This window comes from Pseudomonas sp. AM14(2022), from assembly GCF_036346455.1.
Taxonomy (GTDB): domain Bacteria; phylum Pseudomonadota; class Gammaproteobacteria; order Pseudomonadales; family Pseudomonadaceae; genus Aquipseudomonas; species Aquipseudomonas putida_A.
This window is the reverse complement of sequence record NZ_JAOTNY010000005.1, coordinates 1-15068: the sequence shown is the minus strand read 5'-3', so window position 1 is coordinate 15068 and position 15068 is coordinate 1. Positions and strand designations below refer to the sequence as shown.

At 61.5% G+C, this 15068-nt stretch carries 4 protein-coding genes; 1 reads left to right on the top strand and 3 read right to left on the bottom strand.

Annotated elements, in window-relative coordinates; translation table 11 throughout:
- Window positions 1-157: 157 nt before the first annotated feature.
- From V3W27_RS11965 to V3W27_RS11955, 3 genes are read right to left on the bottom strand one after another with little or no spacing between them, the layout of a single operon-like run.
- Window positions 158-1525, bottom strand: coding sequence for an HlyD family type I secretion periplasmic adaptor subunit (locus tag V3W27_RS11965; protein ID WP_096796933.1), 1368 nt, complete (start codon window positions 1523-1525; stop codon window positions 158-160).
- Window positions 1515-3671 carry a type I secretion system permease/ATPase gene (locus tag V3W27_RS11960; protein WP_027611114.1) on the bottom strand — a complete coding sequence of 719 codons (2157 nt, stop codon included), beginning with the start codon at window positions 3669-3671 and terminating at the stop codon, window positions 1515-1517. The genes V3W27_RS11965 and V3W27_RS11960 overlap by 11 nt, the downstream gene beginning before the upstream one ends.
- A 42-nt stretch (window positions 3672-3713) precedes the next feature.
- A complete protein-coding gene (locus V3W27_RS11955; RefSeq protein WP_007961502.1) occupies window positions 3714-5066 on the bottom strand; it encodes a TolC family outer membrane protein in 1353 nt (450 codons plus the stop codon).
- Between the two features lie 357 nt (window positions 5067-5423).
- On the opposite strand from V3W27_RS11955, the gene V3W27_RS11950 reads away from it, so the two are divergent.
- Window positions 5424-15068: retention module-containing protein (locus tag V3W27_RS11950; protein WP_330206675.1), on the top strand; the 9645-nt coding region annotated here is incomplete at its 3' end.

Here is a 15068-nt window from a genome sequence, read left to right as displayed (position 1 = left end):
GTCACTTACTGACAGGGATGTGGTGATTTTGCTGGCCCCTTCGCGAGCAAGCCCGCTCCCACAATGGATCCCGGTCGAACACAGAACCTGCGTCCACTGAAGATCAAATGTGGGAGCGGGCTTGCTCGCGAAGAGGCCAGCCGCAGCGCTGAAGATCCTAGCGCTCGTGCAGTGCTTCCGCCCGCGCCCGGATGATCGGTTTGAGCAGATAACTCAACACCGATTTCTTGCCGGTGATGATATCCACCGACGCCACCATCCCCGGAATGATCAGCAGCGGCTTTTCATCAGTGCCCAGGTGGCTGCGCTCGGTGCGCACCTTGATGATGTAGTAGGTGGTTTTCTTGTCTTCGTCGGTGATGGTGTCGGCACCGATCTGCTCCAGTTTGGCTTTCAGCCCGCCATAAATGGTGTAGTCGTACGCGGTGAATTTGACGATCGCTTCCTGCCCCGGATGCAGGAACGCAATGTCCTGCGGACGGATCTTGGCTTCGACCAGCAAGGTGTCATCCAGCGGCACGATTTCCACCATGTCGCTGCCCGGCTGAATAACACCGCCGATGGTGTTGACCAGCAACTTGTTGACGATGCCGCGTACCGGCGAGGTGACCAGCGTCCGGCTGACCCGGTCTTCCAGGGCCTTGCCGGTGGCCTGGGCCTTGTTCAGGTCGGTGCGGGCTTCGTTGAGCTGGGTCAGCGCATCGCTGCGAAATTTGCCGCGAGTCTCGTCGATCTTGCGCTGGACTTCCTTGATGGCCGATTCGGCGCGCGGGATCGCCAACGTGGTGGCGTCGAGCTGACCACGGGTTTCGACTTCGGCACGCTTGAGCCGCAGCACTTCCACCGGCGATACGGCGCCCTGCGCCACCAGCGGCTCGGACATGTTGATTTCCTGGCGCTGCAATCCCAGTTGCTGGCGATACTGCGCCTGCTTGGAGCTGAACTCGCGCAGCTCTTGCTGACGCTGGATCAACTGCTCCTGCAAACCGCCGATCTCGTCGTGCAGTTGCTGACGACGACTGATGTACAACGATTCTTCGCTTTTCGCCTGGCCCGGCACGGCTTTGAGCACGTCTTCAGGGAAATTCAGCGGACGGTCATCGACCTCGGCGCTCAAACGCTCGACGCGCAGCAGCATCGACAGCCGATCAGCCTCGGTTTCGCCGACGTTGGAAGCAAATCGCGTGTCGTCCAGACGAATCAGCGGTGCGCCGGCCTCGACGATCTGACCTTCCTTGACGAACATTTCCGAGACAATCCCGCCCTCAAGGTTCTGGATTTTCTGGATCTTCGACGACGGAATCGCCTTGCCGTCGCCCTTGGTCACTTCGTCGATGACGGCGAAGTTGGCCCACAGCAACAGGAACAGGAAGAAGCCGATGATTGCCCAGATGGTCAGGCGCACGACGCGCGGGGCGTCCTCGATCAGCGCCTTGTTGACCTCCGGCAGCGGCTGGCCCTGCAGCGAGGCAGAGCCCTTGAAGTAGCGACGGATCGACTCTTTGACACCCGACTTAAGCAACACTGATCTGCCCCTTCTTCAACGCTTCCATCACGGCGGCTTTCGGGCCATCGGCGAGAATCTGTCCACGGTCGACCACCAGCAGGCGGTCGACCAGCGACAGCAGCGAGGCCCGGTGCGTCACCAGCACCACGGTCTTGTTTTCAACGACGGCGGCCAGACGCTGCTTGAGGCGTTCTTCGCCGGTGTTGTCCATGGCGCTGGTCGGTTCGTCGAGCAGCAGGATCGGCGGGTTGAGCAGCAGCGCCCGCGCCAGAGCAACGTTCTGCCGTTGGCCACCGGACAGGTTCTGCCCGCGCTCGCCGACTTGCAGCTCGTAACCCTGCGGGTGCAGACGGGCGAATTCGTGCACGCCGGCCAGTTCGGCGGCTTGCAGTACCAGCTCGTCTTCTACATAGCGCGCGCCGGAGACCAGGTTGTCACGCAGGGTGCCGGCCAGCAGCTGGATGTCCTGCGGCACGTAGCCGATGTTGTAGCGCAGCTCGCTGACGTCGATCTGGCGGATGTCCACGCCGTCCACCAGCAATGCGCCGTCGTCCGGTTGGTACAGGCCGACCAGCAGTTTCGCCAACGAACTCTTGCCCGAGCCGCTGCGGCCGATGATGCCGATCTTCTCGCCGGGACGGATCACCAGGTTGATGTTCTTCAGCGCCGGGTTCTGCTGTTCCGGGTAGGTGAAGTTCAACTGACGGCACTCGATCGCGCCCTGCAACACCTTGCGGCTCAGCGGACGTTCTTCGAAATTGCGCTCCTGCGGCAGCTCCATCATCTGATCGACAGAAGTCATGGTTACCCGTGCCTGCTGGTAGCGGGTCAACAGACCGGACAGCGACGCCAGCGGGCTGAGCGCGCGGCCGCTGAGCATGTAGCAGGCAATCAGACCGCCCATGCTCAGGTTGCCGGCGATGATCTGGTACACGCCGAAGACGATCATGATCACCCCGGCCAGTTGCTGGATCAGCAGGGTGATGTTCATCGCCAGACCGGAGAGCATTTTCACTCGCAGCTCGAGGCGGCTGAGGGTGCCGATGGTCTGTTCCCACTGGTATTGGCGTTCGCTTTCGGCGTTGTTGACCTTGACTGCATCGAGGCCGGCGAGGGTTTCGATCAGGCTCGACTGACGCTCGGCGCCGAGCGCCATGGTGCGTTCCATGGTCGCTACCAGCGGCTTTTGCAACGCATAGCCGATCAACAGCGCAATCGGGAACGCCAGCACCGGAATCCACACCAGATGCCCGCCGAGAATCGCGATGACGATGAAGATCAGGATGGTGAACGGCAGGTCGATCAGGCTGGTCAGGGTCAGCGAGGCGAGGAAGTCGCGCAGGCTCTGAAACTCATGGATGTTCTGCGCGAAGCTGCCGACCCGCGCCGGGCGGTACTTCATGGCCATGCCGACGATGCGCTCGAACAGCGTCGCGGAGATGATCAGGTCGGTTTTCTTGCCGGCCAGATCCAGGCACAGGCTGCGCAGGCTTTTGAGGATCAGGTCGAAAATGTAGGCACCGGTAATGCCCAGCGCCAGCACCCACAGAGTCGCCTCGGCCTGGTTCGGCACCACACGGTCGTAGACGTTCATCACGAACAGCGGCGCGGCCATGGCGATGATGTTGATCAGGAAACTCGCGGCGATCGCATCGGCATACAGCCAGCGTGAACGCTTGAGGGTGTCGCGAAACCACGAGCGTGCACGCGGGATCAGCGTGCCGTGGTTGACGTCGAATTTGTGCTGCGGCTGGGCGAAGAACACTTTGCCGGTGTAGTCGTCAGCCAGCAGTTCGCGGCTGACCACCGATTCGCCGCCGTCGCTTTCGCTGAGCAGCACCCGGGCTTCGTTGTCACCTTGCCAGCCGAGCAGGACGGCGCTGCGGCCATCCTTGAGTAGCAACAGCGCCGGCATGGCAATCGCCGGAATCTCTTCCAGCTTGCGTTGCAGCACCCGACCCTGCAGCCCGGCGCGAGCCGCTGCGCGGGGCAGCAACTCGACACTCAGGCGTTGTTTGGGCAGCGGCAGGCCAGTGGTCAGCATCGCCGCACTGGCCGGCTTCTGGTGCAACATGCATAGAGCGAGCAAGCCATCCAGTAACGGATCGTCGTGCATCGCGCGCGGATCATGAATGAGTTGAACTCGACTGACTTCTGATTCCACGCTCGGCACTCTTGGCTAACAATTGAACAATGAAGGTTCTGCTCAATTCATACCGGGCAGTTGGACCTTCGGCTTCACATCGTTCTGCACGACGGATGCCAATGGTGCGACCACTCCCTGGCTCTTGAGCAACTCGCCCATGGTCGCCTTGATTCGATACTGAGTAAATAACTGAATGTTCTTGATCTCGGCCAGACGGCGCGAAGCGGTGAACAACTCGTTTTCGCTGTCGAGCAAATCGAGCAGGGTGCGCTCGCCGAGGCTGAACTGACGCTGGTAGGCGGTACGCACGGCGGTGCTGTGATCAACGTACTGCTGAGCGATCGGCACCTGCGCATTGGCGTTGTTCAGGGCGTTCCAGGCCAGGCCCAGTTCTTCGTTCAACTGACGCAGGGCGTTGTTGCGGATGTCCAGTGCCTGGTTCGACAGGTACGACTTGGATTCCAGATCGGCCTTGTTGCTGCCGCCGGAGTACAGGTTGAAGCGCATGCGCAGCATCGCCTGCCACTCGTTGTTGTGGCCGTTCTGACCGTCGAGATCGTTGTCGGCGGTGCGACCCAGCTCGGCGTCGAAACGTGGGTAGAACGTCGACTTGGCGGTTTCGTACTGCTTCTCGGCCGCAGCGATATCGGACTCGGCCGAGCGCAGGATCGGGCTGTTTTCCAGCATCTGCGTACGGGCTTCATTGAGGTTGGCCGGCATCATCGCCATGAACGGCGCCGGGCGCTCCAGCTGGTCAGGCATCTGGCCGACGGCACTGAGGAAGTTGGTCTCGGAGTCGGCGAGGTTGGTCTGTTCGGTGATCAGGTTGTTGCGGGCCTGAGCCATCCGCGCTTCAGCCTGATCGAGGTCAGCGCCGCTGCCGACGCCGCGCTGGGTGCGTAGCTGGATCTGATCGTAAATGCGTTGGTGGCTCTTGAGGTTCTCTTCGGCCAGACGCACGAATTCGCGGCGGGTCAGCACGTCCAGGTAAACCTGGGCGACTGTCAGCGCGGTGCGCTCGGAAGTGCCGAGCAGCGAGTACGCGCGGGAGTTGACGGTGGCTTGTTGACGCCCAACTTCGCTGGACGTGGCAAAACCGTCAAAAACCATTTGCGAGAGACGTAAACTTGACTCGCTGCGGTTCAAAGTTTCCCAGTGGTTGCCGCCACCGTTGGCGCGCGTGGTCACGCTGTCAGTGCCCTCACGGCCATAACCGCCCAGCAGATCGACCTTGGGCAGGTATCCACCTTTGGCTGCCTTTAACTGATAATCCGCGGCCAAACGACTGTTGACCCCCGCCTGGATTTCCGGATGGACATCCAGTGCCTGTTGCATGGCTTCTGGTAAGGATTGTGCTTGGACGAAAGAGGCGGCGAGGGCGAACGGTAGAGCCTTGAACAAGTGCAAACGCATGGTAAAGATTTCCCAGGACTTCTTGTCTTGAATCACAGCAAAACGTGCTGCTGCGTCGGATGATTGGCAACCGGAATGACCGTATGTCGGAAAGTTCAAAATAGGAACTGGATCACACGCTGAGGGACAGGTCGCCGCGGAAATATCAATGTGACATTAGTGGGGCGATTGTTTAGGATGGCACCCAGAAGGTCAATAGTTTGGCATAAAGTTAATAGCGAAAGAATCTAGCCAAATTATTGACGAAGAACAGCGTCAATCTTGATTCGCAAATTTTAAAAGTACGTCCAGACTGAATCGGCGCCGAAGCCATCAGGCTATGGAAGTCAACTGAACGTGACACCCGGAGAGTCTTCAATGAGCAGTGTTGTTGCCATCGTCAAAAGCATTGTCGGTCAGGTATTCGTGGTCTCCCCCGAGGGTGTACGCCGCGTGCTCGTTGAAGGCGATCGCCTGTATGTCGGCGACCAGATCGACACCGGCCTCTCCGGCGCTGTTTCGCTGGAACTGGCGGATGGCCGCACCCTCGATCTGGGCCGTGAAACCCAGTGGAGCGCCAACGCGCCCGACTCCAGCACTGACCTGGCCGAGGCTACCGCGCAGGCCGCGCCTTCTGTAGCCGAGCTGCAGCAGGCCATCGCCGCCGGTGCCGACCCGACCACCGCCCTCGAAGCCACCGCTGCCGGCGCTACCGCCGCAGGAACTGGCGGAGCGGCGGGCGGCGGCCACAGCTTCGTGATGCTCGATGCCACCGCTGGCCGCGTCGATCCGACCATCGGCTTCCCGACCGCGGGCATCAACTCCGGCGCACAAGTGGCACAGAACATCACCGGTGGCCAGACCACCGACACCACCACCAACGCCCTGCGTGAGTCGACCCTGAGCCTCAGCGCCACGCCGACCATCACCGAAGCCGGCGGCGTGCTGGTGTACACCGCGACCCTGACCCAGGCGCCGCTGACCGACCTGACCATCACTCTGTCCAACGGCTCGGTGATCGTGATTCCGGCCGGCTCCACCACCGGCACCGTCAACGTGCCGCTGGCACCGAACGACACCGTTTATAACGACCCGACCCAGATCAACGTGACCGTCACCGGTACCACCGGCGGCAACGGCATTACCGTAACCCCGCCGACCACCCCGGCGACGACCCAGGTCACCGACACCATCGATACCACCACCGTCACCCTGACGGCGGGCAACAGCGTCACCGAAGGCGGTCAGATCACTTACACCGCGACCCTGACCAACCCGGCGCAGACACCGGTCACCGTCACCCTGTCCAACGGCTCGACCATCACTATCGAAGCCGGCCAGACCACTGGCACCGTCAACGTGCCAACTGCGCCGAACGACGTCTATAACAACGGCAGCACCGTCAGCACCACCATCACCGGTGCCACCGGCGGCAACTTCGAGAACCTGGTGCCGAACACGACGCCAGCCGTGACGAACATCGTCGATTCGCGCGACACCACCGGCCTGACCCTGACCGCCACCGGTACCGTGGTCGAGGGTGGCCAGATCACCTACACCGCGACCCTGACCAACCCGGCACAGACGCCGGTCACCGTCACCCTGTCCAACGGTTCGACCATCACCATCGAAGCCGGCCAGACCACTGGCACGGTCAACGTGCCGACCGCGCCGAACGACGTCTACAACAACGGCGGCACCGTCAGCACCACGATTACCGGTGCGACCGGCGGCAACTTCGAGAATCTGGTGCCGAACACCACGCCGGCGACCACCACCGTCACCGACTCCATCGACACCACCAACCTGTCGCTGAGTGCCACCGGCACCGTCGCTGAAGGCGGCTCGATCGTTTACACCGCGACCCTGACCAACCCGGCCGGCACCCCGGTGACCGTGACGTTGAGCAATGGCTCCGTCATCACCATCGAGGCTGGCAAAACCACCGGCACTGTGACCGTTCCCGCGCCTGCCGATGACGTCTACAAAGACGCCGGCAAAGTGGAAGTCAGCATTACCGGAACAACCGGCGGCAACTTCGAGAATCTGGTGCCGAGCACCGTTCCGACTGTTACCGAAGTTACCGATACCATCGACACCTCGACCGTCAAACTGACCGCCGATACTTCGGTGGCTGAAGGTGGCACCGTCACTTACACCGCCACTGTCGGTGCGCCGGTGACTGGCTCGCCGGTTGTCGTGACTCTGGCCAACGGCCAGACCATCACTATCGAAGTCGGCAAGACCACTGGCACCGTGACCACCACCGCGCCGAACGATGCGTTGACCGGCAACCCACCGCTGACCAACGCCATCACCAATGTCAGTGGCGGTAACTACGAGAACCTCGTCGCCGATAAAACTCCGGTTTCGACCACCGTTACCGACACCGTCGACACCACCAACCTGTCGCTGACGGCGACCGGCAGCGTGGCGGAGGGCGGCTCGATCGAATACACCGCGACGTTGACCAATGCTGCCGGCTCGCCGGTCACCGTGACCCTGAGCAACGGCGCGGTGATCACCATCGAAGCCGGTAAAACCACCGGCACCGTGACGGTTCCGGCGCCTGCGGATGACGTATACAAAGACGCCGGCAAAGTCGAAGTCACCATCAACGGTGCAACCGGCGGCAACTTCGAAAATCTGGTGCCAAGCACTGTCCCTGCGGTCACCGAAGTGACCGATACCATCGACACTTCGACGGTCAAACTATCCGCTGACACCTCGGTCGCCGAGGGTGGCACCGTCACTTACACCGCGACCGTTGGTGCGCCTGTGACTGGCTCGCCGGTTGTCGTGACTCTGGCCAACGGTCAGTCGATCACCATCGAAGTGGGTAAAACCACCGGCACCGTGACCACCACCGCACCGAACGACGTGCTGAACGGCCAGGCGCCGCTGAGCAACTCGATCACCGGCGTGAGCGGTGGCAACTACGAAAATCTGGTCGCCGACAAGACGCCGGTCAGCACCACCGTGACCGACACCGTCGACACCACCAACCTGTCGCTGACTGCGACCGGCACCGTGGCGGAAGGCGGTTCGATCGTCTACACCGCGACCCTGACCAATCCGGCCGGTACGCCGGTGACCGTGACCTTGTCCAACGGCTCGGTGATCACTATCGAAGCCGGTAAAACTACCGGCACCGTGACCGTTCCAGCACCAGCCGATGACGTTTACAAAGACGCTGGCAAGGTTGAAGTCACGATCAAAGACGCCGCAGGCGGCAATTTCGAGAACCTGGTGCCGAGCACCGTTCCGGCTGTTACCGAAGTTACCGATACCATCGATACGTCGACGGTCAAACTCACCGCCGACACTTCGGTAGCTGAAGGCGGGACTGTCACTTACACCGCCACCGTCGGCGCACCGGTAACCGGCTCGCCGGTTGTTGTGACCTTGGCCAATGGTCAGAACATCACCATCGAAGTGGGCAAAACCACCGGCACCGTGACCACCACCGCGCCAAACGATGCGCTGAACGGTCACGAACCGCTGACCAACTCGATTACCGGCGTCACCGGTGGCAACTACGAAAATCTGGTCGCTGACAAAACCCCGGTTTCGACCACCGTTACCGACACCGTCGATACCACCGACCTGACGTTGAGCGCCACTGGCTCCGTTGCCGAAGGTGGTTCGATCGTTTACACCGCGACCTTGACCAATCCGGCCGGTACGCCGGTGACCGTGACCCTGTCGAACGGCTCGGTGATCACCATTGAAGCGGGTAAAACTACCGGCACCGTGACCGTTCCAGCGCCAGCCGATGACGTCTACAAGGACGCTGGCAAGGTTGAAGTTACGATCAAAGACGCCGCAGGCGGCAATTTCGAGAACCTGGTGCCGAGCACGGTTCCAGCCGTCACCGAAGTCACCGACACCATTGACACCTCGACCGTGAAACTCACGGCCGATACTTCGGTCGCTGAAGGTGGCACTGTCACTTACACCGCCACCGTCGGCGCACCTGTCACTGGCTCGCCGGTGACCGTGACCCTGGCGAACGGCCAGACCATCACCATCGAAGTGGGTAAAACCACCGGCACTGTCACCACCACCGCGCCAAACGATGCGCTGAATGGTCACGAACCACTGACCAACTCGATCACCGGCGTCACCGGTGGCAACTACGAGAATCTGGTCGCTGACAATACCCCGGTCAGCACCACCGTCACTGACACCGTAGACACGACGAATCTGTCGCTCAGCGCCACCAACTCGGTCGCCGAGGGCGGTTCGATCACCTACACCGCGACCCTGACCAACGCTGCAGGCTCGCCAGTCACCGTGACCCTGAGCAACGGCTCGGTGATCACTATCGAAGCCGGTAAAACTACCGGCACCGTGACCGTTCCAGCACCAGCCGATGACGTCTACAAAGATGCCGGCAAAGTCGAAGTCACCATCAACGGTGCAACCGGCGGCAACTTCGAGAACCTCGTTCCGAGCACTGTTCCGGCAGTGACTGAAGTCACTGACACCATCGACACCACGTCGGTGAAACTGACCGCAACCGAGTCCGCTGCTGAAGGTGGCACCGTCACCTACACCGCCACTGTCGGTGCTCCGGTAACCGGCTCGCCTGTGGTCGTGACCCTGGCTAACGGTCAGAACATCACCATCGAAGTCGGCAAGACCACCGGCACCGTGACCACCACCGCACCGAACGATGCGTTGAACGGTCATGCGCCGCTGACTAACGCCATCACCGACGTGAGCGGCGGCAACTACGAGAATCTGGTTGCCGACAAAACCCCGGTCAGCACCACCGTGACCGATACCGTCGACACCACCAACCTGTCGCTGGCCGCGACCGGCACCGTCGCTGAAGGCGGTTCGATCGTCTACACCGCAACCTTGACCAACCCGGCCGGTACGCCGGTAACCGTGACTTTGTCCAACGGCGCCGTGATCACCATCGACGCGGGCAAAACCACCGGCACCGTGACCGTTCCAGCGCCAGCCGATGACGTCTACAAAGACGCCGGCAAGGTCGAAGTCACGATTAAGGATGCAACAGGCGGCAACTTCGAGAACCTGGTGCCAAGCACCGTTCCAGCCGTTACCGAAGTCACCGACACCATCGATACCTCGACCGTGAAGCTGAGCGCCGATACTTCGGTGGCTGAAGGCGGCACTGTCACTTACACCGCGACTGTTGGCGCTCCAGTGACTGGCGCGCCTGTTGTTGTGACCCTGGCCAACGGTCAGACCATCACCATCGACATCGGCAAGACCACCGGCACCGTGACGACCACCGCACCGAACGATGCGTTGAACGGTCACGAGCCGCTGAACAACTCGATCACCAATGTCAGCGGCGGCAACTACGAAAACCTCGTCGCCGACAAGACGCCAGTCAGCACCACCGTGACCGACACCGTCGACACCACCAACCTGTCGCTGAGCGCGACTCCGGCGGTGAACGAAGGCGGGCAGATCACCTACACCGCCACCCTGACCAACGCCGCCGGCACTCCGGTGACCGTGACCTTGAGCAATGGCGCGGTGATCACCATCGACGCCGGCAAAACTTCCGGCACCGTGACCGTCGATGCGCCGAAGGATGACGTCTACAAGGACGCCGGCACCGTTGAGGCGACCATCAAGGGCGCGACCGGTGGCGACTTCGAAAACCTGGTGACCAGCAACACGCCGGCGGTGACCACCGTCAACGACACCATCGACACTTCCACCGTGTCGTTGACCGCCACCGCCAACGTCGCCGAAGGCGAAACCGTGGTCTACACCGCGAGCGTCACCGCACCGGTAACCGGCTCGCCAGTTGTGGTCACCCTGTCCAACGGCCAGACCATCACCATCGCCGTCGGTGAGACCACCGGCAGCGTGAACTTCGTCGCGCCGAACAGCCCATTGGCGGGCGGCAGCTCGTTGAGCGTGGCCATCGACAAGGTTGCCGGCGGCAACTATGAAAACCTGGTGGCCGACAAGACACCGGCGAACACCTCGGTGTCGGACACTGTCGACACCACCAACCTGAACCTGACCGCCAGCGACTCGGTGGCCGAGGGTGGTTCGATTGTTTACACCGCGACCCTGACCAATCCGGCCGGGACGCCGGTGACCGTGACCCTGTCCAACGGCGCGGTGATCACCATCGAAGCCGGTAAAACCTCGGGCACCGTGACCGTTCCAGCTCCGGCTGACGACGTGTACAAAGACGCGGGTAAAGTCGAAGCAACCATTTCCAGCGCTACCGGTGGCAACTTCGAGAACCTGGTGCCTAGCATCGTTCCGGCCGTCACCAACGTGACCGACACCATCGATACCACCACGGTCAAACTGACCGCGACCGAATCGGCTGCGGAAGGTGGCACCGTCACTTACACCGCGACTGTCGGTGCGCCAGTGACCGGTTCGCCGGTCGTAGTGACTTTGGCGAACGGTCAGAACATCACCATCGAAGTGGGTAAAACCACTGGCACCGTGACTACCACTGCGCCGAACGATGCGTTGACCGGCCACGCGCCGCTGACCAACGCCATCACCGACGTGAGCGGCGGTAACTACGAAAACCTCGTGGCGGATAAAACGCCGGTTTCGACCAATGTCACCGACACCGTCGACACCACCAATCTGTCGCTCAGTGCGACCGGCACCGTGGCCGAGGGTGGCTCGATCGTCTACACCGCAACCCTGACCAACGCCGCTGGTTCGCCAGTCACCGTGACCCTGTCCAACGGCGCGGTGATCACCATCGAGGCCGGTAAAACCTCTGGCACCGTGACCGTTCCAGCTCCGGCTGACGACGTGTACAAAGACGCGGGTAAAGTCGAAGCGACCATTTCCAGCGCTACCGGTGGCAACTTCGAGAACTTGGTGCCAAGCACCGTTCCGGCCGTCACCAACGTTACCGACACCATCGACACCACCACGGTCAAACTGACCGCGACCGAGTCCGCTGCTGAAGGTGGCACCGTCACCTACACCGCCACCGTCGGTGCTCCGGTAACCGGCTCGCCTGTGGTCGTGACCCTGGCCAACGGTCAGAACATCACCATCGAAGTCGGCAAGACCACCGGTACGGTCACCACCACCGCACCGAACGATGCGTTAACCGGTCATGCTCCTCTGACCAACACGATCACCGGCGTGACTGGCGGAAACTACGAGAATCTGGTGGCCGACAAAACGCCAGTCAGCACCACCGTGACTGACACCGTCGACACCACCAACCTGTCGCTCAGCGCTACCAATTCGGTCGCCGAGGGCGGTTCGATCGTTTACACAGCAACCCTGACCAACGCCGCTGGCTCGCCAGTTACCGTGACGCTGAGCAACGGCGCTGTCATCACCATCGAGGCCGGCAAAACCACCGGCACCGTGACTGTTCCAGCTCCGGCGGACGACGTTTACAAAGATGCCGGTAAAGTCGAAGCGACCATTTCCACCGCCACCGGTGGCAACTTCGAGAACCTGGTGCCAAGTACCGTGCCGGCTGTCACCGAAGTCACCGACACGATCGACACCTCGACCGTCAAACTGACTGCCGATACCTCGGTAGCCGAAGGCGGCACCGTCACCTATACCGCAACCGTCGGCGCGCCAGTGACCGGTTCGCCTGTGGTCGTGACCTTGGCAAACGGTCAGAACATCACTATTGAGGTGGGTAAAACCACTGGCACCGTGACTACCACTGCGCCTAATGATGCATTGACCGGTCATGCTCCTCTGACCAACGCGATCACCGACGTCACCGGTGGCAATTACGAAAACCTCGTGGCTGACAAAACCCCGGTCAGCACTAACGTCACCGACACCGTCGACACCACTAACCTGTCGCTGTCCGCGACCGGTACCGTGGCCGAAGGCGGCTCGATCGTTTATACCGCAACCCTGACCAACGCCGCTGGTTCGCCAGTCACCGTGACGTTGAGCAACGGCGCCGTGATCACCATCGAGGCTGGCAAAACCACCGGCACTGTGACCGTTCCGGCACCGGCCGACGATGTCTACAAAGACGCGGGTAAAGTCGAAGCAACCATTTCCACCGCTACTGGTGGCAACTTCGAAAACCTGGTGCCGAGTACCGTTCCGGCCGTCACCAACGTCACCGACACCATCGACACCACCACGGTCAAACTGACCGCGACCGAGTCTGCTGCTGAAGGTGGCACCGTCACCTACACCGCAACCGTCGGTGCACCGGTAACCGGTTCGCCAGTGACCGTGACTCTGGCCAACGGCCAGAACATCACCATTGAAGTGGGTAAAACCACCGGTACCGTGACCACCACCGCACCGAACGATGCGCTGACCGGCCATGCGCCGTTGACCAACGCCATCACTAACGTGACCGGTGGCAACTACGAGAATCTGGTCGCCGACAAAACCCCGGTTTCGACCACCGTTACCGATACAGTCGACACCACCAACCTGTCCCTGAGCGCAACCAATTCGGTCGCCGAGGGCGGTGCGATCATCTACACCGCGACCTTGACCAACGCGGCTGGCTCGCCAGTCACCGTGACCCTGTCGAACGGCGCTGTGATCACCATCGAAGCCGGTAAAACCACTGGCACCGTGACCGTTCCGGCACCTGCCGATGACGTCTACAAAGACGCCGGCACCGTTCAGGCAACGATCACCAACGCTACCGGTGGCAACTTCGAAAACCTGGTACCGAGCACCGTGCCAGCTGTGACTCAGGTCACCGACACCATCGACACCACCACGGTCAAACTGACCGCGACCGAGTCTGCTGCCGAAGGTGGCACCGTCACCTACACCGCGACCGTTGGTGCGCCAGTGACTGGCTCGCCAGTCGTGGTAACTCTGGCTAATGGTCAGAACATCACCATCGAAGTCGGCAAAACCACCGGCACCGTCACTACCACTGCACCGAACGATGCGCTGACCGGCCATGCGCCGTTGACCAACGCGATCACCAACGTCAGCGGTGGCAACTACGAAAACCTCGTTGCCGACAAGACCCCGGTCAATACCACGGTCACCGATACCGTCGACACCACCAACCTGTCGCTGTCCGCGACCGGTACCGTGGCCGAAGGCGGCTCGATCGTTTACACCGCGACGCTGACCAACGCTGCCGGTTCGCCAGTTACCGTGACGTTGAGCAACGGCGCCGTGATCACCATCGACGCCGGCAAAACTACCGGCACCGTGACCGTTCCGGCGCCTGCCGATGACGTGTACAAGGACGCTGGCAAAGTCGAAGCGACCATTTCGACTGCTACCGGTGGCAACTTCGAGAACCTGGTGCCGAGCACTGTTCCGGCCGTCACCAACGTCACCGACACCATTGATACCACCACGGTCAAACTGACCGCGACCGAGTCTGCTGCTGAAGGTGGTACCGTCACCTACACCGCGACCGTTGGTGCACCGGTAACCGGTTCGCCAGTGACCGTTACTCTGGCCAATGGTCAGAACATCACCATCGAAGTGGGTAAAACCACGGGTACCGTCACCACCACTGCGCCGAACGACGTGTTGACCGGTCATGCACCGTTGACCAACGCGATCACCAACGTCAGCGGCGGCAACTATGAAAACCTCGTAGCCGACAAGACCCCGGTCAGCACCACCGTGACCGACACTGTCGATACAACCAACCTGTCGCTCAGCGCTACAGGTACCGTGGCCGAAGGTGGCTCGATCGTTTACACCGCGACCCTGACCAACGCTGCTGGCTCGCCAGTCACCGTGACCCTGAGCAACGGCGCAGTCATCACTATCGACGCCGGTAAAACCACTGGCACCGTGACCGTTCCTGCCCCGGCTGATGACGTCTACAAAGACGCCGGCACCGTGCAGGCAACCATCACCAACGCCAGCGGTGGCAACTTCGAAAACCTGGTGCCGAGCACCACGCCAGCCGTGACCAGCGTCACCGACACCATCGACACCACGGGCGTGAAACTCACCGCCACGGGTACTGTGGCCGAGGGTGGCACCGTCACCTACACCGCCACTGTCGGCGCTCCGGTCACCGGTTCGCCAGTGACCGTAAGCCTGTCCAACGGCCAGACG